Origin of the sequence: Amycolatopsis japonica, assembly GCF_000732925.1 — a bacterium.
Lineage (GTDB): Bacteria > Actinomycetota > Actinomycetes > Mycobacteriales > Pseudonocardiaceae > Amycolatopsis > Amycolatopsis japonica.
In genome coordinates this window covers 8,913,271-8,936,525 of the sequence record NZ_CP008953.1, presented here as the reverse complement: position 1 = coordinate 8,936,525, position 23,255 = coordinate 8,913,271, and the positions used below count along the sequence as shown (strand labels likewise).

15 protein-coding genes are annotated in these 23,255 nt (G+C 70.3%); 4 read left to right on the top strand and 11 right to left on the bottom strand.

The genetic code is table 11. From position 1 onward, the window contains the following. The first annotated feature begins 9 nt into the window (after positions 1-9). Complete coding sequence (locus tag AJAP_RS41615; protein WP_038522027.1) at positions 10-861, top strand: class I SAM-dependent methyltransferase; 852 nt, start codon at positions 10-12, stop codon at positions 859-861. 19 nt (positions 862-880) lie between these two features. After that, the gene (locus tag AJAP_RS41610) at positions 881-1,867 is read left to right on the top strand and encodes an LLM class flavin-dependent oxidoreductase (protein ID WP_038522024.1); all 987 of its coding nucleotides are present in this window, start codon (positions 881-883) and stop codon (positions 1,865-1,867) included. Positions 1,868-1,876: 9 nt separating this feature from the next. Here the strand turns inward: AJAP_RS41610 and AJAP_RS41605 are convergent, their stop codons facing one another. The 10 genes from AJAP_RS41605 to AJAP_RS41560 all read right to left on the bottom strand — a co-directional run bounded on the left by AJAP_RS41605 (position 1,877) and on the right by AJAP_RS41560 (position 20,712). Continuing rightward, positions 1,877-3,799 carry a TNT domain-containing protein gene (locus tag AJAP_RS41605; protein WP_038522021.1) on the bottom strand — a complete coding sequence of 641 codons (1,923 nt, stop codon included), beginning with the start codon at positions 3,797-3,799 and terminating at the stop codon, positions 1,877-1,879. Positions 3,800-3,839: 40 nt separating this feature from the next. Beyond that, the gene (locus AJAP_RS41600; protein ID WP_038522018.1) at positions 3,840-4,958 is read right to left on the bottom strand and encodes an ADP-ribosylglycohydrolase family protein; all 1,119 of its coding nucleotides are present in this window, start codon (positions 4,956-4,958) and stop codon (positions 3,840-3,842) included. A gap of 3 nt (positions 4,959-4,961) precedes the next feature. After that, complete coding sequence (locus AJAP_RS41595) at positions 4,962-6,977, bottom strand: YrhB domain-containing protein (RefSeq protein WP_038524891.1); 2,016 nt, start codon at positions 6,975-6,977, stop codon at positions 4,962-4,964. A 16-nt stretch (positions 6,978-6,993) separates the two neighbouring features. Then, positions 6,994-9,240 carry an ADP-ribosylglycohydrolase family protein gene (locus tag AJAP_RS41590; RefSeq protein WP_038522015.1) on the bottom strand — a complete coding sequence of 749 codons (2,247 nt, stop codon included), beginning with the start codon at positions 9,238-9,240 and terminating at the stop codon, positions 6,994-6,996. Next, the gene (locus AJAP_RS41585) at positions 9,241-10,710 is read right to left on the bottom strand and encodes a TNT domain-containing protein (RefSeq protein WP_148311651.1); all 1,470 of its coding nucleotides are present in this window, start codon (positions 10,708-10,710) and stop codon (positions 9,241-9,243) included. It lies immediately after the preceding gene. A 5-nt stretch (positions 10,711-10,715) separates the two neighbouring features. Beyond that, on the bottom strand, positions 10,716-11,162 hold the full coding sequence (locus AJAP_RS41580) for a hypothetical protein (protein WP_038522010.1): 447 nt from the start codon (positions 11,160-11,162) through the stop codon (positions 10,716-10,718). Further along, the gene (locus AJAP_RS42670) at positions 11,159-18,406 is read right to left on the bottom strand and encodes a WXG100-like domain-containing protein (RefSeq protein WP_051972753.1); all 7,248 of its coding nucleotides are present in this window, start codon (positions 18,404-18,406) and stop codon (positions 11,159-11,161) included. The genes AJAP_RS41580 and AJAP_RS42670 overlap by 4 nt, the downstream gene beginning before the upstream one ends. Before the next feature lie 10 nt (positions 18,407-18,416). Next, positions 18,417-18,746: a WXG100 family type VII secretion target gene (locus AJAP_RS41570; protein WP_037334042.1), complete on the bottom strand. Its 330-nt coding sequence runs from the start codon at positions 18,744-18,746 to the stop codon at positions 18,417-18,419. Then, entirely contained in the window at positions 18,746-19,366 is a 621-nt protein-coding gene (locus AJAP_RS41565; RefSeq protein WP_038522008.1) for a YbaB/EbfC family nucleoid-associated protein, read from the bottom strand. The genes AJAP_RS41570 and AJAP_RS41565 overlap by 1 nt, the downstream gene beginning before the upstream one ends. 83 nt (positions 19,367-19,449) lie before the next feature. After that, positions 19,450-20,712, bottom strand: a complete 1,263-nt coding sequence (locus tag AJAP_RS41560) for an MFS transporter (protein ID WP_038522005.1) — start codon at positions 20,710-20,712, stop codon at positions 19,450-19,452. A gap of 208 nt (positions 20,713-20,920) precedes the next feature. Between AJAP_RS41560 and AJAP_RS41555 the strand changes: the two genes are divergently transcribed. After that, the gene (locus tag AJAP_RS41555) at positions 20,921-21,502 is read left to right on the top strand and encodes a YqgE/AlgH family protein (RefSeq protein WP_007032276.1); all 582 of its coding nucleotides are present in this window, start codon (positions 20,921-20,923) and stop codon (positions 21,500-21,502) included. On the opposite strand, the gene AJAP_RS41550 is transcribed toward AJAP_RS41555, so the two are convergent. Next, positions 21,499-21,921, bottom strand: a complete 423-nt coding sequence (locus AJAP_RS41550; RefSeq protein ID WP_038522002.1) for an SdpI family protein — start codon at positions 21,919-21,921, stop codon at positions 21,499-21,501. The genes AJAP_RS41555 and AJAP_RS41550 overlap by 4 nt on opposite strands. Positions 21,922-21,986: 65 nt before the next feature. On the opposite strand from AJAP_RS41550, the gene AJAP_RS41545 reads away from it, so the two are divergent. Continuing rightward, a complete protein-coding gene (locus tag AJAP_RS41545; protein ID WP_038521999.1) occupies positions 21,987-23,138 on the top strand; it encodes an esterase-like activity of phytase family protein in 1,152 nt (383 codons plus the stop codon). Positions 23,139-23,255: the final 117 nt, after the last annotated feature.

Below are 23,255 nucleotides of genomic sequence, written 5' to 3'. Positions count from 1 at the left end.
CAGGAGAACATGAAGAAAACGGACGTCCTGGCCGAAGCGCTCACCGCGTACCGCGACGGTGACCGGGCCAAGGCAGCGGACCTCGCCGAGCGGGCCGGATCCACGCTCGGCATCGAACTGCACCGATACCTGACCGAGGGCGGCGGTGGTGCCGTCTACGACCGGCCGGCCGCGTTCACGGCGTTCATCCGCGGCGGCGGGAACGTCAAGCTCTACCGGCAGCTCAGCGCGATGCTCGCCCGGCGCTACGGCACCGTCGGTTCCCTGCTCGACCTCGGTTGCGGGGACGGGCTCGCCGTCGTCCCGGCCCTCGAACAGGCGGACCGGCAGCCGGGCAGGATCGATCTCGTCGAGCCGTCGAGCGCGCTGCTCGCGGAAACGCGCAAGCATCTGGACGGCACTCGCGGCCTGCACACCTGGGAGGCCACCGCGCAGGAGTTCCTCGACCGCGACGACGACCAGCAGTGGCAGCTGACGCAGTCGACCTTCGCGCTCCAGTCGATCCCGACCGACGAACGCACCGAGGTCCTGCGGGCGCTGCGGCCCCGCACCTCGTGTCTGGTGCTGGCCGAATTCGACGTGCCCGAGTACGACGAAGACTCCGCCGAGTACCTGCTTTCCCTGGTCACGCGCTACGAACGCGGGATCGCGGAGTACGGCAAAGAGGCGTCGCTGGTGGCGCAGGGGTTCCTGCTGCCGGTCCTGCTCGGCCTTGTCGAACCCGGGACGGGCCGGACGAACTGGGAGCAGCCCGCCACCGATTGGGCCTCGCAGCTGAAGGAAGCGGGCTTCACCGGCATCCGGATCGAGCCGCTCGCGGACTACTGGTGGTCGCCCGCGGTGCTGATCACCGCGTCCTGAGTTTGGCTACGTTGGGGGTATGGGGATCCTGCTTTCCGCGCTCGAACTCGCCATCGTCGAGGACGGCCGCGCGGCCACCGAAGTACTCGCTTCGACAGCCACCGTCACCACGAAACTGGAGGAACTGGGGTACCACCGCGTCTGGATCGCGGAGCACCACGGCTCGCCCGCCATCGCCACGGCTTCGCCGCCGGTGCTGGCCGCGCATCTGGCGGCGGTGACGTCGTCGATCCGGATCGGCTCCGGCGGGGTGATGGCGCCGAACCACGCCCCGCTGGCGGTCGCCGAGCAGTTCGCGACGCTTTCGGCTCTGCATCCCGGCCGGATCGATCTCGGCGTCGGGCGCGGTCCTGGCACGTTCGACGAGAAGATCGTCCGCGCGTTGCGGCGGGGCGCGGATCCGGCGACGGACGACGACTACCGTGCCGATGTCGCCGAGTTGCTGCGTCATCTGGCCGGGAAGACCGGGATCCGGGTGCTGCCCGGCGAGGTGCCGACGCCGGAGCCGTGGCTGTTGTGCTCAAGTGCGGCCGGCGCCCGTCTCGCCGCCGAGCTCGGCCTGCCGATCGCGGTCGCGCACCACATCCGGCCGCAGAACACGGCCGAGGTTTTGCAGGCGTATCGGGAGAACTTCAAGCCGTCCCAATGGCGCGAAGAGCCGTACGTGATCCTCTGCGTCGAGACCATCTGCGCGGACACGGACGCCGAAGCGGCCTACGTCGCCGGACCGTGCGCGGTGATCAAGTCGTACTTGCTCAACGGCGAGGGCGGCGACCTCGCCTTCCCGACCAGGGAGCAGGCCGCCGCGCACGAATTCACGCCGGAGTCGAAGGAGCTGATCGCGCAGTTCACCGCCGCGCAGGCGCACGGCGGACCGGAGAAGGTGGTGCGGTCGCTGAAGGATCTCGCCGCGGCCACCGGTGCCGACGAGCTGATGCTGACGGCACCGGTGTACGACGCGGCCGCTCGGGCCCGGTCCTACGAGCTGGTCGCGAAGGCCTTCTAGCGCGGGTGGTCAGACGCGGGAAAGCGCGCCGGATTCGAGATGCTGGGCGATCGGCCGCGGCAGCACATAGGCCACGGCCCCGCCCGGTGTCCCGTTCCACGGCGCGGTGATGCCGGTGACCACGCGCAGCGGCCGCAGGACGCGGTAAAGCCGGCGCTCCCGTTCGCGGTCCGCGGCGAGCGACGTCTCGATGAACCGCGCCGATTCCGCGTGCACGAGGTTCCCGGTCTCGTTCCCGAACCGCTGCACCGTGGTGCCCGCCGGGAGGACGACGATCCGCTTGCGCCGGAAGAAGTTCAGCGGCGGCTCACCGCGCAGGGGCAGGATCGGCCAGTCGGCCGGGTTGTCGGCCTCCTCGCTCGCGCCCACCGCGGCCCGTGCCGGATACAGCAGCAGGGTGCCGAGGAAGAACCGTGCCGCCTCTTCGAGTTTGGCGAACGCCACCGGCTCGTCGGTCGGCGGACGCGACACCTCCCAGCCGCTTTCGGTGCGGCGCAAGGTCCAGAGCCCCGGCTCCGGTACCGCGTTCGCGCCGATCCGGTAGGCCGTCGGCGCCACGCCGTGCTCGGCCAGCCGCTGGTACAGGACGTCCAGTACCTCGACGGCCCGGATGTCGCGGGCCGGTTCGCCGTCGCGTTCGACGCGGGTGCGGGCACTTTCGTCCGGCAGGTCCGCGGCGGTCTGCGGCGGCCGCGGTTTGCCGACGATCTCCGCCTCGGCGGTCGCCCGCACCAGTTCGCCGACCAGCGGCGGCCGGAAACCGGCGGCCCGGATGTGCTCGACCAGCTCGGGCTCCGGCGGCACCCCGTACTTCCGCAGGTAGTGCGGGACGGCCGCGGGCCAGATCCAGACGCCGTCGGTGTGGAAGGCGTTCGGCACGTCCGGCGGGCCGTTCGGGGTGAAGATGTCGGGCTGCGGGCCCGGCCGGGTCAGCGCCACCGGCGAGCGGAAGAGGTAGTCCAGGACGCCGCGCATCATCTCCGGCGGCACCGGCGGCCGGTTGACGACCGGACGTTCGCCCTCGTTGTGCGCGTCGACGACCTGCGCGTGCCGGAACACGACGTCGAGCGGCAGACCGGCCTTGGCCGAAAGCCAGGCCGGGACGTGCTTCTGGTCGCGCGGGAAGATCGCGAGCTCGGTCGCGTACGCGCGCGGAGACGGCTTCCCGCCCTCGTTCGGCGCGAGCCGCCACGTCGGCTCCTGGTCGGCGTCGAAATCGAAGTCGAAGTGCGACTCCGAGTCGAGCGTGAACGTGCCCTGGAACCACGTGCCGGTCTCGGGCTGGTGCATCGCCGCGCGCAGCCGCGCGAACAGCGAACCGAGCTCCGGCGGCGCCGCGATCGACACCGAGACCGGGCCGTTGCCCTCGTCGCCGACCGAGCGGACCTCGAGTTCGGAGTAGTCGCCGACCTGCCGGAACTGGGCGCCGACCCGCTGCCAGCCGGCGGGCAGCACCCGCAGCAGCGTCCGGCCGATGGCGCGCAGCAGCGCGGCCTGATCGCCCGTTCCCGGCTGCAGCCGGGATTCCGGCGTCTCGACGAAGTCGTGCCTGGTCTGCCACAAGGCCGTCAGCCGCGTCGGTGCGGCCGTGGTCGAGAAGTCCGTCAGGCCCAGTTCGGCCGCGCGGGTCGCGTCCTCGCCCGCCCAGCGCAACGTCAGGTCGCCGCCGGTGCTCGGCGCGATCTGGAAGTGCTCGTCGTCGAACCGGCCGTACGACTGCAGGCTGAAGGTCGCGCCCGCCTCGCCGTTCAGCACGACCCTGGCCGGACGGCCGTTCCAGTCGCGGTCGAAGCCCTCGGGCGCCGCTTCCCCCGGCGGCGCGATGAGCAGCAGCGTGCCGTCTTCGGTCGACCGCTGGGCCGCGAAGACGGTGTCCCCCCAGACGGCGTACAGGCCATCAGGCCGCTCCGCCGCTTGAACCCGGTAACGCACTATGTGTCCCCTCCCCAAGTACCCCAAACCGGAGGTAAATCTAGTGGGCCGGATAGCGGGCGTACCACCGGTCGTCACCCGGTGCGCTCCCGCCGAACTCCGCGAGCGCGTCGTCCGCCAGCCCTCCGATGACCTCGGCCAGCTCCAGCTTCGCTAGCCAGTCCGGGTTGAGCGCTTCCTCGCCGTACATCGCGCCGACGAGATTTCCGCAGATCGACCCCGTCGAGTCGCTGTCACCGCTGTGGTTCACCGACGCGAGCAGCGCGGCGTTCGCGTCCGTGGTGGTCAGCGCGACGTAGACCGACATCGAAAGCGCGGTTTCGCCGATGTTCCCCTGGCCGAGGGTTTCGAGCTTCTCCGGCGTCGGGGCACCTTCCCGTGACAGGGCGAGCGCCTGGTCGAGTGCGACGCTCTGCTCCTCGTGCCCCCGGTACTTCTCCAGCTCGGTACGCGCGGTCGCGACGGCGTCGAGCAGCGGTTTCCCCACCAGCAGTTCGCGCACGATCACCGCGAAGGCGCCCGACGAGAGATACCCGCTCGGGTGACCATGCGTCAGTGCCGCGCTCTCGGCGCCGAGCCGGAACACCTCGGCGAGGTCGTCCGACCACAACGCGACCGGTGCCGCGCGCATGACCCCGCCGCAGCCCTTCGAGTTGTTCACCGGCCTGTCCATGCCGACGCGCACGCCTGTCCTGCCGTACGCCTCCAGCTCGCCGAAACAAGTGAGCCCGGGCGCGCGACGGCTGAACAGCTCGCGATTCGTGATCAGCCAGCCGTCCGGTTCCGCGCTCGTGTCCTTCGGGCCGCGGGCCCGCTCCCACGGGATGCCCTGGGTGTGCAGCCAGCGCTGGTAGGCCTGTTGGAGCGACTGCTCTACTGGCGACGTGGTAGCAAAGGTCCCTTGCTCCCGGCGGGCGGCGGCATGAGCCCTGATCAGGCCTTCGAGGGTGAAGAGCGTCATCTGGGTGTCGTCGGTGATCCGCCCGACGCCGCCGTACGCGGGGATGAGGTCGGTGATCCCGGCGGGGCCGGCGATCTCACGGATGCGGTCGATCGAGTCGAACTCGGTCTTCGCGCCGAGCGCGTCGCCGATCGCCCCGGCGAGCAGGCTGCCGCGCAGCCGCGACCTGGTCGCCGGATCTTGAAGCCACTCGCGCATTGCCTACTGATCTCCTCGTGGATACCGGTTCGCGTCCCAGCGCCGCCGCTCTTCGGGCTCGCGGGGCAGGCCGAAGCGGTTGAAGTAGTAATAGGCGTCGCCCGCCAGATTGTCGATGACGCCGAGGCCGTCGTACGCGGCGAGCCAGGCCTCCGGCAGGCCGGGCACGGTGAGCCTGGCGCCCACCGTCGCCCCGGTCAGCGCGGCCGTCACCGAGCCGCCGCGAGCGGCCAGCGCCAGCGCCGCTTCGGGGTCGTACCCGCGCTTGGCGGCGGCGAACAGGGCCCGGCCGAGCACCGAAAGCGGCGTCCGGCCGTCGCCGATGCTGTCGAACTGCTCGATGTCGTCTCCGTCGATGTCGTTCCGGAGGTCGAGCACGGTCTTGACCAGCTCGCCGACCTCGCCGCTGTACTCGTCGAAGCCTTCGAGGAAGTTCGCGACCGCCGGTTCGCCGTTCTGGGCCGCGAGCTGGGCGCGGAACACGTTCACCAGCAGTTCGGCGCCGTGGACGACCTCGTGACCGGCCGCGGAACCGACCAGTTCGCGGACCACCTTCATCGCGTAGAAGGTGCTGTCGGCGGGCCCCTGTACGCCACCGGTCACCGTCGCGGCCAGCGCTGTCGCCAGCATCGCCGAGAACTCGGCGGGTGCCGGTCCAGCGGACGCGGTGGCCTTGGCGACCCAGCCGTCCGGCCGTCCGCCGGCGGGCAGCGAGGCCGGGATCTCGGGCTTGTCCGGCGTCGGGTCCAGGCCGCGGATCACCGATTCGGTGTGGAACAGCAGCTGCCGGGTCAGGCCGCCGAGCGGCAGGCCGTCGGCAGGATCGGCGCCCGAGCCGAGTGCGTCTCCGAGCGCGAAGCCGACGTACGCGCCGAGAAGCCGCGGGTACGCGAAGCTGCCGATGGGGAGCGTCGGGTCGTAGAATTTCCCGAACGTCCAGGCGCTCGGACGCGGCTCGCCGTTGTCGTAGTAGTGCGTGACCAGCCCGTTCGCGAACAGGTCTTCGGGCAGTTCGGGCAGCGGACGGCCGTCGTACTTCGCCCGCGAGCGCTCGAACGACAGCGTCGAGGCATGCGTGAAGAGGGTGAGCTCTTCGCCGCTCAGCGGGTAGCCGTTGTCCCGCGCCTGGTCGACGAGGCTCCGCAGATTCGCGACGGCCGGAGTGTCGTACTCCCCGCTGAAGTAGGCGGGACGCCCGACGGATTCGGGGCGTTCGGTCCCGGCCGGGAGTTCGAGGTCGGCGACCTGCCGCAGCGTCTCCGGGTAGACGTTGAACGTCTCCGGACGTCCGGGATTGACCAGCAGGCCGAGGCCCGGGGTGTCCTTGCCCCGGCGCAGGAGCACGCGGGGCTGGATCCGCTGCCACACCGTGTACTCGGACGGGACCTGGGCTTCGGAGGTGTAGACGACGAAGCGCACGCCTGCGTCACCGAAGTCGCGGACCTGCAGATGGCCGTCCTTCGCCGGGGCGAGCACCTCGAGGTCGAGCATCCAATGGACGAACTCCTCCGGCGTGATCCACTCGACGCGGAGGTAGCCGAGAAGCGTCTCGACCGGGCTTTCGGGCGCCGGGCGGCCGGAGAATCGAGGCCCGGGGCGATGCTCCGGGTTCGCGCGGACCGCGCCGGTCGGCTCGCCGAGAAGCGTGTGCTGCTCCCAGCGCAGGATCGCCGCCTTCGGCACGGGCAGGCCGGGGACCGCGTCCGGATCGAACTCGGGATCGACGACTTCCGCCCACCGGGTGAACGCGTCCGGGTCGTCGCCCGCCGCCGAAACGGCCATCAGCTCCAGGTCGAGGCGGATCTCGCCGCCGTCGTCCGGGACGAACGCGACCGGGCTGGGGAACAGGCCCGTGCCGGGATCGGTGCCGTCGAGCCAGCCGACGGTGTTGTAGGTGACGTTCCAGCCGTCGGTCGCGCGCACGACGTACTCGCGGCGGACCCGCAGCGCGCCGGTCCCCTCCCCGCCTCGGTCCGTCAGCCATTCCTCGACGCGGCTGACGGCTTCCTCTTCGTTCATCGTCCCCATTCCAGTTTCACCAGCGGGGATACCGCTGGGACCAGCCGTCGACCTCGTGCAGCGCCGAATGGCGGTCGAAGTGCCAGAACGCGTCCGTGGCGATGTTCTCCAGCAGGTAACGCAGTTCCAGCTGCTCGACCCACTTCTGCGGCAGCCCCGGGATACCGGTGCGGGCGCCGAGCAGCGCGCCGGCGATGGCGCCGGTGATCGCGCTGCGGCCCGAGTGGTTGACCGCCCGCAGCAGCGCCTGCTCCGGATAGTTCTCGAAGCCGGACAGCGCCGCGAACGCGCGGCCCAGCACGGAAAGCGTGCCCTTGCCGTCGCCGATCAGCTCCGGGACCCGCAGGTCGGGCAGGCCGTGTTTGCCGAAGAACGGCACCGATTCCGCGACCATCGCCTTGAGATCCGCCCAGACCGGTCCCCGCTGGTGCGGGTTCTGGTCGCTGAAGATCTCGCGGGAGGTGTTCCAGATCGGGTAGCTGAACGCCTCCGAGGTCAGCGCCGGTTCGAACAGCCAGGTCAGGTAGGTCGCCGCTTCGACGTCGACCTCGCCGGGATGCGTGACCGCCACGATGTCGCGGACCGCTTGCCGGACGCCGCCGCTCATCGCGCTCCCCGGCCCGGCCGCGGTCATCGCCGCCGGCAGCGCCGCGACCAGCGCGTCCGGCCCGCTCATCGGCATCGCCGTCGGCGAGACGGTCGCCAGCGCGTGGTACGCGTTCAGTTCGGCGTCGTCGGGGGTGCGGCGGACGCGGAGCTCCGGCACCTTCACGAGCCAGCCGTCCGCGTTGTCCAGCGGCGCGCCCTGGGTGTGCAGCCAGCGCATCAGCGAGTTGCGGGCGACCGTGCCGAGCGCCTTTTCGGCGTCGCGGTTCTCCGGCTGCTCGCGATGCGGGCTGCGGATCACGGCCTCGGTGTAGAACAGCAGCCGCTGGGTGAGCGGCCCGACGCGACCGGGCAGATCGAAGGCGACCGTCAGATCCGAGACGCCCTCGGGGCCGTACGTGTTGTGGATTTCGTCGAGCCGCATCCGGTCGACAGCCGCCCCGAGGGCCTCGCCGAGCGCGAAGCCCACGTACGCGCCCGTGACGCGCTGCCAGCCGTAACGCGAGCTGGAGCGGTCTCGGTCGAAGTACTTGCCGAAGGTGTCCAGACGTGGCTGGATCTGGCCTTCGTTGTCGTAGCCCGGCGCCAGGCCGTTCGCCCGAAGGTCGTTCGGCCGGGCGCGAGGCGGCTCCGGCTGCTTGAGCCGGGCCAGCCAAGACTGACCGAGGACGGTCTTCTGGCATTCCTCGGCGCTCAGCTCGAAGCCGCGACGGCGTGCTCGCTCGGCCGCGGCCAGTGGCGGCTTCACCGGCTCGGCCAGGCCCATCTTCGCGGCGGTTTCGGCGGCGAGGGTCTCCAGCTCAGGTTCCGCTTCCGGGCAGCGTTCGTTGACGTCGACACCTGGGCCCCGGCGGGGGAACCGCTGCGCGGTCTCGGCGAGCTCGGCGCCGCTGACGTCCTCGAACGTCGCGGGACCGCCGTTGATCACGAGGTTCGGCGGGCTCTCGTACCCGGCCAGAGTGGCGATGTCGACCTTCCAGTACCCGTGTTCGCGGGACGGGAGATTCCTGGTCGAACTGAAGACACGCAGCTCGGCGCGTTCTTCGTTGAAGTAGAACCGCTCCGTCTTGCCCGACGCCAGGTCGAGCGGGACGTAGACCTCGCAGCGCAGCAGCCCGATGAGCAGCTGTTCCCTGGTCAGCCAGCCGACGCTGGCGAACGACAGCAGCGTTTCGAGCTTGTTCTCCGGCTTCGGGTAACCACGGCGGACCGGCCCGGCCTTGTATTCGGGGTTCTCCCGTTCCTCCCCGGTCTGCACGCCTTCCGCGTTGACCTTGACCCAGCCCGCGACGACCGCCGGCGGGACGCCGAGGTCACCGAGACCGGACTTCGCGTACTCGGGGTCGACGACCTCGCGCCAGGCCTCCTGGCCGGGGAACGCGACCGGGACGCTGAGCCCGCCGGGCTGCGGATGCGCCTGGCGCAGCTCGCCGTCGGGTTCGCGCACGATCACCGACGGCGGCGGGAAGATCTCCTTCTCGGCGTGACCCTCGTCGAGGAAGGCGATCGTGTTGTAGGGGACCGACCAGCCCTCAGGGATGCGCAGGACCTTCTCGTGGTTCACACGCAGGCCGGCGCCGCCCGGTTCGGACACGTCCGGACCGTGGACCGCGCGCAGCCACTCTTCGACCTTGGCTACCGCTTCCGCCGATTCCACCTACTCGATCCTCTCCAGGCTGCCGTCGGACACGTGCTCGGCGATGGTCCTCGGGAGCACGTAGGCCACCGCCCCACCAGGCATGTTCGCCCAAGGGACGGTGACACCGATGATCACGTGGAGCGGGCGTCGCAGCCGGTAGGTCCCACCGACGCGCTCCCGTTCCAGCGGCAGGGACGTCGTGGCGAACCGTACCCCTCCGTGGTGAACCAGATTGCCGGTTTCCTCGCCGAACCGCAGTACGACCGTACCGGCGACCATCCGGCTGACGCGCTTGTTGCGGAGCAAGGTGAGGGGAGGCTCACCCGGCGCCGCGTGCACCGGCCAGTCGGCGAGTTCCTTCGCCGTCTCCAGCGGCGTCTCGTGTCCGGCGGTCATCCGCGCCGGATGCAGCAGAACCGCGCCGAGAAGCTGATGCGACGCGTCTTCGAGCTTGTCGAAATACTTCGGCGAGACCGCGGCGCCGTCCGAGTAGGCCGCGACCTCCCAACCCTTCTCGGTGAAGTTGAGGCACCAGGCGCCGTCCGCGCGGTCGCCGATGCGGTAGGCCTCGGGCCAGACGGCGTGCTCGCCGAGCCTGCTGACCAGCACGACCAGGAGTTCTTCGTCGGTCAGCTCCGGATTCGGCGACGTCTCCAGCTCCGCGGCGATGTCGCCCTCGGTCTTCTTGACGTCGGAGCGGCCCGGTCTCGGTCTCGGCTTCCCGAGCAGATCCGCTTCCGCGGTCCGCCGCACCAGATGTTCGACGTACGGCGGCTGGAACCGCTGGCCGCGGATGTGCGCGACCAGCTCCGGCTCCGGCGGGATCCCGTATTTCCGCAGGTAGTGCGGTACGGACGCGTGCCAGATCCAGGTGCCGTCGGTGTGGTAGCTCTCCGGGACGTCGCCGTCGGCCTCCGGATCGAAGATGTCCTTGCCGAGGCCGCTGCCGGACAGGATCGCCGGTTCCCGTTCGAGGTACTGCGCGACCAGCGGCGCTTCGGACTCGTCGAGCTCCGGCCGGTCCACCACCGGCGGCTCGCCCTCGGTGTACGCGTCGACGATCCGGGCGTGCCGGAACTCGACCCGCAACGGAAGCTGCGCGCGCAGCCGCCACCAGTCCGGGACGTGCTCGTCCTCGCGCGGGAACGTGGCCAACTCGTCCGGGTACGCCGAAGTCGGCGGAGTCTCGGTCCACGACGGCTCGTCGTCGAGGGTGAAGTCGAAGTCGAAGGTGCCGTCGGGCTTCAGCGTGAACCGCGACTGCAGCCAGGTCCCCCGGCCGGTCGCGTACATCCCGGTGCGGAGCCTGCCGAAGAGCTCGTTCAGCTCGGGCGCGGGCGCGAGGTTGTGGCCCTCGAGTTCGGTGTGCTCCCCGATCTGCCGGAAATCGGCGACCGCGGCATGGGCGGGGTCGGCGATACCCGCCAGGATGAGCCTGCCGATCTGGACCAGCAGTCCGCGCTGGTGTTCCGGAGTCAGTTGTTCCACGTGAATCATCGCGCCCGGTTCGGGAAACGCGGCTCCGCGCGGAACGACGGCGGCTCACCGGCGGCGCGGCGGGCCAGCTCGTCCTCCCACATCTTGAACGTGCGTTTGCGCAGCGACTTGATCAACGCCGATTCCTGCGGTTCCACGCGCCGGTTCTCGCTCTTGGCCTGCTGGTAGAGGCCGTCGATGGTCTCGTACAGCGCGAAGATCGGACCGTCGCCCTTGAGCTCGTACGCGCGGGCTCGTTCGGTCTCCTGGACGAACCTCTCCTCGGGCACCTTGCTGATGTCCGAACTCGCCATCGCCCGCAGGACCTCGCGCACGTGCTCCGGCTTTTCGTCGAACTCGCCGGAGCTCAGGTTGAGGAGGTAACCCGTCAGGCCCCCGTCGGGAGTCGACTCGACGCGGTACGTCTTCCCGAAGTACGTGTAGAAGGACGGTGTCTGGATCACGTGCTCTCCTCCGGCGGCAGGCCCTTGCGGAGACCGGCCATGAACTTCTCCCGGACCCGGTCCATCAGGGCCGCTTCCAGCAGGGCCTGCTCCGGGGACAACCGCTTCTTGTTGTCCGCGTCCAGTGTCCGGTTGTACGTCGGGAAGTCGCGGCGGACCTCGTACAAGGCGTGTTCGTAGGCCGAGACGGTGTCGATATGCCGCAGGTGCAGCCGCAGTTCGGCGACGTGCCCGTTCGGCAGCCGGACGTTCATCTGCAGATCGCGGTACCCGCTGTCCTGCGGATTCGCGAACCGGTCGTCGAAGCTGACGATCCGGAGATCCGGATCGGCCATCACCGCGTTCAGCGCGTTGTAGACGTCGGCCAGCGTGTCGAACTGGATCTTCACGCCCACCAGGTCGGTGAGTTTCGACGCGTCGCCGTCGTAGCCCTCGATCTTCGCCTTCGCGCGGTCGTCGTCCTTCGGGCCGGGACGTCCTGAGGACTCGCCGTTGTTGTCGGCCGCGATCCGCTCGGCGATCCGGTTGAGATCGCCCTGGTTCTGCGGCCAAGCCTCCCGCTCGGCGTCCAGGAACTCCTGGATCTTCGCGGTGTCGCCCTTGTCCGCGCGATCGAAGCCGGCGTGGTACTGATCGCCCGGTTCCACGTCGGCGGCGATGTCCGCCGCCGCGTTCGCGAGGTCCCGCTGCTCCTGCGTGAGCGGGGTGTCGCCAGGACCGTCCTGGTGGACGTCGTCGATCATCTGGTGGCCGCGTTCCTCGACGTCACGCAGGGCGTCTTCGAGGATCGGGATGGCTTCCGGGTGCAGCAGCAGGCTGCCGATGGTCATCGGGTTGTTCAGCAGCGAAGCCCGCAGGTACGCGTTGTCGGGGTGCTCCATCAGCCGGACGAGTTCCGGATGCGCGGGCAGGTGCTCGCGGATGAAGTCCCGCATCGGGCCGACGTCGTGCTTGACGCCGTTTTCGTCCTCGTGGACGGCCCGCTTCTTGTCCGGGTCGAGTCCGTCGACCGCGGCCGCGACCTCGGGATCGTTCAGGAACCGTTCGACGTCGGCCCGGCCTCCATGCGACGGCTCGTCGGACGCCATGCCGTAGCCCGCGTCGCGCGGCGGAGTGACGATCGGACGGCCGTCCGGCCCGATCCGCGACGGCTGCACGTCGGGCGTGTCTTCCCTGGCGAACGCGATCCGCGGGTCCACCGCCGGCTGATCCGGCCGCGCGAACGCGATCCGCGGGTCGACGGGCCGCGTCGACGAGGTCTCCGTCCGCGTGATGTGCCCGTCGGTGTGCTGCGCGGCCGGGCCCTCCGGGACACCGACGTGCATCAGTTTCATGCCCAGCGGCGGATGCGGCAGGTTCATCAGCGCGCCCGACTGCGGGTCGAGGAACGCGACGCCGTCACGCGTGTTCGCCACCATCGCGACGTGCCCGCGTTCGACGCCGTTCTCGTCGAGGTACTTCACCGCGACGACCGCGTGGTGATCGGTCGGCATGCCGCGCATCTCGCGGATCACGGCGTCGTAGTCGGCGCGGTCGGAGAACTGCCCGCCGAACCGATCTTCGACGTGCTCCAGCGTGCCGCGGCTGTCCATCTCGTGCACGAGCAGCGGATCGGCGGTCGAATCGATGCCGTTCAGCCGGTCCATGTACGCGCCCGGCGTGCGGGTGCAGTTGGAGCGGTAGCCGTTCGCCAGCGCGTCGGGGTCGTTGAAGTGCGGGTTGACCTCGCCGAGCCGCGGGTGCCGGTCGGCGATGTAGGCGGCCTGCTGCTCGGGGCTCGCCGAACCGGCGTGGATCGCCGGTTCGCTCGGCGGGTTGGTCGCGACCGCCATCGACGAGTAGTCGCGCTCCGGGACCGGCAGTTCGGCCGTGTCGTCGGTGGCGGAGTGGTCCTGAGCGGGTTGCTCGCCGTACTCGGGACCCTTGTCGGCGTCCGCGACCCCGTGCTCCGCCGGGTTTTCCGCGGTGAGGTGCGGGGTCTGCGGCTCGTCGAAACCACCGAGGCGCGCCATCGACTGCGCCTGGGCGAGACGGGCGAGTTCCGGTGCCTCGGCGGCGTGCCGGGCCCGCCGCTCGTCCATCTTCTGCTTGGCGGTGTCGGGGTCCAGGTAGCGCGGGTCGCCGGGAGTGACCTCTTCGGCGTGGATGACCCACTTCGGCCGGTCGACCAGCGGCGGAGTCTTGAACTCCTTGCTGTGCACGTAAAGCTGCGTGGCCGGCTTGTTGATGGCCTCGTTCTCACCGGGGTTCTCGGCGAGCGACGAGACGTCCTTGCCCGTCTTCGAGACGATGTGGATCTCGACGTCTTGGCCGAACTTCGACTTCGTGTCCGGCGACGTCTTGATGGTGGAGCTGGTCATCGTCGGCTCGGGGACGGTCTGCCCCGGCTCGTAGTGCGCCGCCATGATCGCGGCGGCCTGCATGTCGCCCTTGGTGTCGATGCCGCGGATGGCCTCGCCGTGGAAGTCCGGCAGCTCGTTGAGCGCGCCGACGATCGCCCGGGTGCTGCGCTGGGCGTTCTCGAAGTCAGGGTGCGACTCGCCCTTACGGTTCGCCTCGTTGATCGCGTAGGCGTGTTCGCGCGAGTACGAGTAGATCGCTTCGGCCGCTTCGGGCGAGACGCGATCCTTCAGCGGGCTCGCTTCGAGACGCCTCAGCGCCTTTTCGCGGGCCTGCTCGGCGAGGTCGGCGGAGTCGTAGCGGTCACGGAGGCTCTTGTGATCCTCAGGCGTGCCACGGAAGTTCTCGTCGCCGAGGTAACTCTCGTCGAGTCGCGCCGGCGTCTCTTCCGGACCCTTGAGCCGCTCGGCGATGTCGACCTCGGTCTTGGGCGCCTGCTCCTGGACCGGGGTTTCGGCTTCGCCGGTCTTGTCGGTCTTGTCGGTGTGGGTGGTTTCCGGTGCTTCCGGCGAGTGGACGTGCGGAGCGTCGCCGCCGCCCATCGGCATGGCCTTGATCGACGTCGGATCGTCGGGCAGCGTCGCGAGCCGCCCGGTCATCGGGTCGGCGAAGACCACGCCGTGCGGCGTGTTCACCGCGGCGACGATGCGCGTCTCGATCCGGTCCTTGGACCGCGGCGAGCCCTCCGGCGCGTTCGGATCGGCGGGGGCGTGATGCTCGAACGCCACCGCGGTCCGCGCGCCGACCGGGCGTTCGCCCAGCTCACGGGCGACGTCGGCGAAACCGTTCCGATCCGACCACTGCCCGCCGAGCCGGTCGCTGACGTGCTGCAGCGGCGAACCACCCGTCGACGGCCCGGCGACGGCGTCGCCACCGTCCATCCGGTTCTCGAACGCGACCAGCGCCTCGGCCGAGTTCGTCTGGTAGCCGTCCTTCCACGATTCGGGCGCGTAGTAGTTGCGGGTGTTGGCCTCGCCGATCGCCGGAAGCTCGTCCATGACCAGCCGGACCTGCTGGTGCGGCGTCTCGGTCGAACCGGCGTGGATGACCGGCGTCCCGCCCTCTTCGAGCGGCTTCGCCAGCTCGGACCAGCCACCGTCGGGAGTGTGCTCCCTCGGCGGCTTGGGGAGCTCCCGGACCGGGGCGTCGGTGACGTCGGTCCAGCCACCCTTGCCGTCGGCCAGCTTGGTTTCGAGCCCGCCGAGACCCTGGGTCTGGAACAGCTCCGGGTGATCGCGGCGCAGCTGGGCTTCCTGGTCGGCGGCTTCCTGCGCCAGCCGCTCCTGCACGGCGTTGTTGTAGTCGCGCCGCTCGGCGACCTTCTGGTGGACCTCGTCCGGGCTCAGATGGCCGTCGTCACCGGGGACGACCTCTTCGCATTCGACGATCCACTTCGGCAGGTCGTTGGGCGAACCGTCGTCCAGCCGCTTCTTGTAATCGGGGTGTTCGGGATGCCCCGGGCCCATCTTGACGTCGGTGACGCGCAGCTGCGTCGCCGACTTCATCAGCACTTCGCGTTCGTCCTTTTTGGACGCGAGGTCTTCGATGTGGCGACCGGTCTTCGACTGGATGCGCATCTCGACTTCGCCGGGGAAGGTGCTGCGCGGATGGTCCGGCGTGACCCGCGACGTGCTCAGCATCTGCGGGTCGACCATGACCTGGCCCTTGGCGTGCGCTTCGAGGAAGGCCCGGATCGCGCTCTCGTTGCCGTTGAAGTTCACCCGCCGCGAGACGAGACCGTCGTAGGCGGGCATCTCGTTGAGGCCGGAGGTGATCGCCTCGATATGCGGCCGGAGCGCGTCCAGCTCCGGGCCGCCGTGACGCTGGGCGTGCGTGATCCGCTCGGCCATGTCGGTGCGCGTGTAGCTGTGCACCGCGTACGCGCCCTGATCCGACATCTGCTTGACGCGCGGATCTTCGTGGGCGTCGCGTTTGGCGAGACCTTCGCGGCGGACCTGTTCGCTCCGCGCTTCCCCGGTGTCCTTGTCGAAACCGCGTTTGTCGATCTGCGTTTCGGCGAGCGCGCGGTAGGCGGCGGGATCGTCCGTGCGGAAATCCGGGTCGGTCAGGTACGGCTCGTCGACAGTGGCCCTGTCGTCGGGCGTGGGTGCTTCGGTGTCCTTCGGTGCCTCGACGTCGTTGGGCGCGTCGGTGTCCTTGGGTGCGTCAGTGTCCTTGGGGCTCTCGACGTCCTTCGGCGTCTCGGTGTCCTTGGGGACTTCCGTGTCCTTGGGGGCCTCGACGTCCTTCGGCGCCTGGGTGTCCTTCGGGAGCTCGGTGTCCTTGGGCGCGTTCGCGCCGTGGTCCTGCGGCACCTGCTGCGGCGCGTGCTCCACCGGCCGCACCGGCGGCTGCTGCTGCGGCGGACGCTGCGGCTGCTGGGGACCCGCGTTCCCGTCGTGGCCGGGCCGCGGGGCCGGGACCTGCGGCGGACGTTGCGGACCACCGAAACGCGGCGGCTCGGCGCCGGGCGGCATCGGCCGTCCGGGCTGCTGTCCGGGACGTCCCGGCTGACCGGGGTGGTGCCCTGGCGGAGGCGGCGGCATCGGGCCGCGGTTGCCGGGGAACGGACCGTTGCCCGGGTGCTGGGGTCGCGGCGGAGGCGGCGGGTAGCCCCCGGGACCGCGGTTGCCGGGAGGCGGACCGGGCGGAGGTGTCTGCGGGCGCGGCGGAACCCCGCCGTTCGGACCGGGACCGGGCCTGCCCTGGTAACCCTGGGGCGGCCGCGGCGGGCCGGGCGGTGGTGGCGGCTGTGGCGGTTGCTGAGGGCGCTGACGCGGCCCACGATCCTGCGGATGTCCACCCTGGCCAGGGGGTGGCGGCTGCGGCCCGGTCGGACGCGGACCCATCGGGCCCTGTTGTCCTCGGTGCGGCATCGGTCCGCCGCCGCCACCCGGAGGCGGCGGCGGAGGCGGCGCGAACCCACCCGGAGGCGGCGGCTGCATCGGCTGCTGGCCCTGGAAGGGCATCGGCGCGGGCGGCTGGTCGAACCGCGGCTGCTGCGGTCCGCCGTTCCCGGCGAGGCCCGCGGCCTGGACGCCGTCGTTCGGCCGGGGAGGCCGGGACGGATCGTGTCCGCCGGGCGGGAAACCACCTGGCGTGGGCCCGTTGCCCGGCGGGTTGCCGCCGGGCGCCATGCCGTAGCCACCCGACGGAGCGGACGAGCCGGACGCCATCCCGTAGCCGCCGGAACTCGACGGCGCGCCCGAGGAAGCGGCGGGTGGCATCGCGCTGGACTGCGACGGGCTCGGCGAAGGGCCGTGCGAAGGACTCGGTGCCGGACTGGACGCCGGTCCTTGTGACGGGCTGGACGCAGGTCCTTGCGACGACGAGCTCGGTGCCGGGCTTGAAGCCGGCGTCTGGGCAGGGCTCGCCGCGGGCGCCTGCGCCGGAGCCTGCGACTGGGCGGCGGGTGCCTGCTGCTGATTCCCCGCCGCGGCCTGCTGCTGCTGTTGTTGCTGCTGACCGGATCCGTTGTCCGCGACCGGTGCGTTCTGGTGGGTCTGCGCCGCACGCTGACCGTCGCCGGTGTCCGCCGGACGTTCCGGAGCCTGCGTCGAGGACTGGCTGACCCGATCACCGTCGGCCGCCCGCTGGGGTTGCGGATCGGCGGACGAACTCCGCGGCGAAGGATCACTGTCCGAAGTGGACCGTGGCGCCGGGTCCGGCGAAGAGTCCGACCGCGACGAGGAATCCGAAGAAGAACCGGAGTCCGACGACGACCCCGAGTCCGACCGCGAAGAGCCCGAGTCCGAAGACGAAGAGTCCGATCGCGAAGAAGAACCGGAATCCGAGGAACCCGGCGTACGCGAAGGCGTCCCGGAATCCCCCGAATCCACATCCGGCGTCGTGGGCCCGTCACCCGCCGCCGGGCCGGGCGTGTTCGCGGCCTTGATGTCGCCGATCTGGCTCTTCGCCCCGTCGACACCACCGCCGACCGCCCCGCCGGACGCGCCCATCAGCACGTCCTTGGCCGAAAGCTTGTCCAGGTCACCGGTGACGGCGGCCTGCCCGACCGTGCTGGCGACGCCTTCGGCCGCTCCGCGCACGGCACCCCGCGCCGCGCTGTCGACGATCTGGCCGCCGACGCTGTCGGAAAGTCCCTTGGTGGCGCCCTTGCCGATACTGCTGCTGCCCGCGCCCACGACACCGTCGACGGCGCCGCTGATCGCGGAATCCTTGGTCTTGCTGAAATCCCAGCTGTCGCGGTCGCCCTTGGCCATCTGCAGGCCCTGGATGCCCGCGTCCATGGCGAGGTTCATCGCCGTGTTCTGCAGGACCTCCTTGCCGATCTTCTTCAGGCCCTCCTTGAGAAGTTTCTCCAGGAGTTCCTTCGCGACCTTCTTGAAGCCTTCCTGCGCGAGCTTCTGCATCAGCTGGCGGAAGATCATCTGGACGGTCATGCGGGTGGCGATCTGCGCCGGCGCGATCCCGGCCGTCGAACCGCCGAACGTCACCGCCGCGGCCGCGATCATCGCGACGATCTGGGCGGCGAGGATCACCAGCGAGATGATGATCATGTACTTCGTGTACTCGACGTCCAGCGCGGTCGCGTTGCACGAGTCGCCGAGCGCCTTCGAAGAATCGGCGAGCGACTTGAAGTACGCCTCGTCGCCCTCGACGAACTTCTTCCAGGCCTCGGCGAACTTCTCCGCGCCCTGACCGCTCCAGCCGCCGAGGACCTCGGTGGCGCCCTTGGTCGCGGTGTCGGCGATCGGCTGGATCGCCTTCGAGGCGTTGTGCCAGGCGTCGCGCAGTTCGCGGAGCTTGTCCTCGTCGCCTTCGGGCCAGCTTTCCCCGACGACGATCGGCAAGAGCCACTTGACCGCGTCGGGCATCTCCATACCCACGGCGCTAGACCTTCTTGTCCAGCGTCGACTTGATCTCTTCCTCGGCGTTCGTGAACGCGGTCATCGAGCGTTCGACGTTGTGCTGCATACCCCGCAGCGCCTCGACGATGTTCGCGAACCCCTCGGACGAGCCCTGCGCGCCCGGCTCGTAGTCCTTCGCGAACTCCTTGCCCGCGTCGTCGTTGCCCCAGCACTGGCCGAGCGAGTTCATCGCGGCCAGCAGTTCCTTGCCAGCCTCGTCCAGCTGGTCCGCGGCGATCCCCAATTTGGCCGCGGCCGACTTCACCGCATCCGGATCCGCGGTGAATCCGGCTCCGCCCCCACCGTTCGGCATCAGACTCCCCTGGTCAGCCAGCTCGAAGGCGGCTCTTCCTCATCGTCGTCCTGCTGACGCACCCGTTTCGGAACCGGTTTCGGCGTCGGCGGCGCGGGCGGGGCGGCCGGTGGCGGAGGAGGCGGCGGCGTGTCGTCCTTGATCATCAGTGGCGCGTCGAAGTCTTCGTCGGACTTCGCCGGCTCTGCTTCCTCTTCGGCCGCGAGGAAGTCCGGAATGGCCGGCATCAGCCCTTGCAACGAAGGCGCGCCTTCGATGAGGTCCGAAAGGTCCGGCAGCCCTTCGGTGATCGGGGCCATCAGCTCGGCGACCTGCTGCTTGACCTGCAGCGATCCCTGGCGGACCAGGGTCAGCACGGTGTTGGCCAGCTGCGCGGGGTTGGTGCGCTCGAAGGCGTTCGGCTGGATCTCGAGTTTGGCGAGGGTGCCGGTCGCGTCGATGGTGGCGCGGACGAGGCCGTCCTGCGAGACCACCGTCGCGGACGTCTGCGAAGCGGCTTCTTGCGCGTCCCGGAGCTGGGCCGTCTGGCGCTCGAACTGTTCGAGCAGCGTGTCGACCTGGTCCTTCATGGCGGCATTGCGCGCTTCGAGGCGTGCGCTGTCGTCGCCGGCCGTCGTCACTTGAGCCCCCGCTAGTGCTGGATCCCGGGCATACGCCACCCGGTGTCGGTAAGCGTCACCCTAATGCCAACGCCCGCGCCATATCACCGGATCTGGTGTTTTCGCACGGCGAGCAGATGACCGGCGGCTCCCGCCAGGTAGAGGACGGTCGCCGTGACGAGCAGCCCCGGCGAGCGTCCGTCGGCCGGGATCACCGTCGCGGCCAGCGAGACCGCGACGACCTGCGTGATGTTGAAGAGCGTGTCGTAGAGCGCGAAGACGCGTCCTCTCGCTTCGTCGGCGACGTCGAGTTGCACCGAGGAATCGACGCAGAGTTTCAGCACCTGTCCGGCGCCGGTCACCAGGAACGCCGCGAGCAACGCGGTGGGGATCGTCATCGGCAGGCCGAGCGCGGACTGCGCGGCCGCCGCCAGCACCAATGCCCCCACCACGACGCGGACCCTGCCGAACCGCTTGATCAGCCAGGCGGTCAGCAGCCCGGCGACGAGGATCCCGGCACCGGCGAACGCCGCCATCTCGCCCAGCCCCGTCATGCCGGCGGCGAAGTGGTTGCGCATCAGCAGCACGGTCACCAGCAGCGAGATCCCGTACGACGCGCGATGGGCGAACAGCGCGACGAACCCGGCCGTGACGCTGGGCGTGCGCCAGGCCGCCTTCGCGCCGTCGGCCAGGCCGCGGGCGACGGCGAGGGCCGGGTTCGACGGCTCGTCGACCGTCGACGGCCCGAGCAGTCCGTGCGCGAATCCGGCGGCGAGGACGGCGGCGCCGATCCCGCCCAGCGCGGCGACGGCGGTGACCCAGGCGGAACCGGCGTCGTCCGCGCCGGTCAGCGCCCGGAGGCCGATCGCGCAGCCGCCCCCGACGACGGCGAGCACCGAACCCCAGGTGGCCGCGAAGGCGTTCGCGGCGACCACGGACTTCTCTTCGACGACATGGGGAAGCGACGCGGACAGACCCGAGCCGATGAACCGCGAAATGCCTTCGGACGCCAGCGCGAGGGAGAAGAGCCCGATCCCGGCCACGCCCGTGCCCACGGCGACGGCCGTCGCGAGGATGGTGGCCGACCGCAGCAGGCTCGCGAAGATCAGGACCTTCCGGCGGTCCCAGCGGTCGAGCAACGCGCCCGCGAACGGGCCGACGATCGAGTACGGCAGCAGCAGCGCCGCGAATCCGCCCGCCATGGCGAGCGCGTCGGCGGCGCGTTCGGGGTTGAAGAGGACGGCACCGGCCAATCCGGCCTGGTACATGCCGTTGCCCCAGTGCGCGGAAAACCGCGTGAACAGCAGTCGGAGGAAGTCACGGTCGCGGACGAACGCCCTGGTGGGCGCCGTGGCGGTGGTCGTCACGGGAGCAGCCTATAAAGGTGGCCGATGCGCTTTGAGGTCGCCTCTCGGCGGCTATGCGCAGTGTGGCTCCAGCCGGACGGTATTCCACAAAGGCGGTTCTTCAGTGAGCCCGGGGGACACGGAAAGCGCACCGACCGTTGTGTCCAACGGTGCTCGTGATGCTGTTGTTCCCAGAGCCGGACGATTTGTCTCCGCTCGAAGTGGGATCATGGCGGACGTGCCAGCGGACGCCGAGGTCGAACCGGGAACGCTCCTGGTCGCCGCCCCCACGATGTTCGATCCCAACTTCCGGCGAACCGTCGTGTTCGTCATCGATCACCGGGACGAGGGAACGCTCGGCGTCGTGCTCAACCGGCCGAGTGACGTGCCGGTGTACGACGTGCTCCCCAACTGGGGCGGGCACGTCGCCGAGCCGCAGTCGGTGTTCGTCGGCGGTCCGGTCGAGAAGAAGACCGCGTTGTGCCTGGCCGCGTTGCGGACCGGCGAGACGGCGTCGAGCGTGCCCGGCGTGATCGCCGTCCGGGGTCCGGTCGCGCTGGTCGACCTCGACACCGATCCCGAGATCCTGGTGCCGAAGGTCCGCGGCGTGCGGGTGTTCGCCGGGTACGCGGGCTGGGATTCCGGCCAGCTGGCGAACGAGATCGAACGCGACGACTGGGTGATCGTCCCGGCGCTGCCCAGTGACGTCCTCGCCTCGCCGCACCACGACCTGTGGGGCCAGGTGCTGCGGCGTCAGGGCATCCCGCTGGCGCTGCTGGCCACCCACCCGGGCGACCTCCAGCGCAATTAAGCGGTGGCGGTGTCGGCCTTCTTGAAGACGCCGCAGGTGCCGCACGCGCAGCCGCTGCAGCCGGCGGGCCGCTCCGGTTCGGGCTCCGGCACCGTCGCGGCGGCGCGGTTGCCGAGCACTCCCCCGGCCGCGACCAGCGCGACCATCCCGGCCACACCCACGAACGAGGCGAGCAGCAGCCCGAACGTCGTCGGCATGACCAGCGCGGCGATCCCCGCGAGCACGGCGATCACCCCGCCTGCCAGCGTCGGGACCCCGGCGACCTTGTTGCCGAGCCGGAAGGCCTCTTCGGTGCGCATCGTGGCGGCGGTGCGCACGCCGGCGCCGCGGTCACGCGGCAGCTTCTCGCGCAGGCCGAGGAACCCACCCCAGCCGACGAGGACACCCAGCACGATCGGGACCAGCGCTATGACGAACACTCCACGAGGATAAGCGTGACGTCCCGGCAACCTGCCGGATACCCTGATCGACTGTGCTACAGGCCATGTCACGCCGAGTTCTTTCCGCAGCCCTGATCGGGGCCGTTCCCCTCACCCTGATGGCCGCACCGGCCGCCGAAGCGGGTCACCGTCCGCTTCGCCTGATCGGGGAACAGATCGTCCCGAACGCCCTGCCCTACGAAGGCACCGTCGTCGGCGGCCTGTCCAGCATCGACTACGACCCCCGCACCGGCGAGTACGCGCTGATCTGCGACGACCGCTCCGCCATCAACCCGGCGCGGTTCTACACGGCGAAGTTCTCCCTCGACGCCAAGGGCCTCGGCCCGGTGACCTTCACCGGCACCAAGCCGCTCCTGCGTCCCGACGGCACGCCGTACCCGCCGCTCGCGAAGAACGACCCCGCGCAGCCGCCGAACATGCAGACCATCGACCCCGAAGAGCTGCGCGTCGACCCCTGGACCGGCCGGTACGTCTGGTCGCAGGAGGGCGAGCGGTCGGCCGCGGCGCGGATCGACCCGTCGATCCGCGAGGCGGAGCGCGACGGCTCCTACGCCCGTGACCTGCCGATTCCCGCCAACGAGAAGATGACCGAGACGGCGGGGCCGCGGCAGAACCTCGCCCTCGAAGGCCTCACCTTCGCGGGCTTCGGGTCGCTGGTCGCCAGCTCGGTCGAGGGCCCGCTGCTCCAGGACGGCCCGGAGCCGAACACCACGTCGGGCGCCCTTTCGCGCATCACCGTCCAGTCGCGGTTCGGGCCGGTCCTCGCGCAGTACGCGTACCCGCAGGAGAAGGTCTTCGCGTCGCCGAACCCGCCCGGCGCGTTCGCGACCACCGGCATCTCGTCGCTGCTGGCCGTCGACCAGGCCGATCCGACGCGCTACCTGGTGATGGAGCGGTCGTTCGTCACCGGCGTCGGCAACAAGATCCGCATCTACGAAATCGACACCAAGGGCGCCACGAACGTCCTCAAAACGCCCTCCCTCGCCGATGCGACGAAGGTCAAGCCGGTCAAGAAGCGCCTGTTGGCCGACCTCGCGGACTTCGAACTGTCCACGGTGGACAACCTCGAGGGCATGACCTGGGGCCCGCGCCTCCCGAACGGGGAGCGCAGCCTGGTCCTGGTCAGTGACAACAACTTCTCCGCGACCCAGGTGACCCAGTTCATCGCTCTGGCGGTCCCCTCGGAACGCCTTTGACCTGGGCGTTAAACTGGACTCATGAACACGGCTCGGCTGCTCCTTAGCCTGCCGCGCTGAACTCGGTCGAACGGCCGGGACCAGCGCGGCGACCCCTCATGCCCTCCGGGCTGAGGG